1 protein-coding gene is annotated in these 297 nt (G+C 75.8%); it reads right to left on the minus strand.

Going from position 1 to position 297, the window contains the following annotated elements; translation table 11 throughout:
* Window positions 1–58: 58 nt before the first annotated feature.
* Window positions 59–297: AMP-binding enzyme (locus E0D90_RS26195; protein WP_227870534.1), on the minus strand; the 239-nt coding region annotated here is incomplete at its 5' end.

Genomic DNA, 297 nt, shown 5'->3' on the forward strand with positions numbered 1-297 from the left:
GCCCCGGGAGCCCCCGGGGGCGCCGAGGTCACCTGGTTCACCGGGGTCACCGGGGCGGTCACGGCGTGGCCTCCACCGTGCGACGCAGCGAGACCCGGTCGAACTTGCCGTTGACCGAGCGCGGCAGCGCGTCCACCACCACCGTGCGGCGGGGCAGCATGTAGCCGGGGATCTCCCGTGCCATGGCCTGGTGGAGCCGGCCCGTGTCGCAGGGGCCGCTGACCACCAGCACCACCCGCTGGCCCAGTTGCTGGTCCGCCTCGCCGAAGGCCACCGCCTCGCCGACCAGCCCGGTGG

It is taken from the genome of Streptomyces otsuchiensis (assembly GCF_004305975.1).
Classification (GTDB): Bacteria; Actinomycetota; Actinomycetes; order Streptomycetales; family Streptomycetaceae; genus Streptomyces; species Streptomyces otsuchiensis.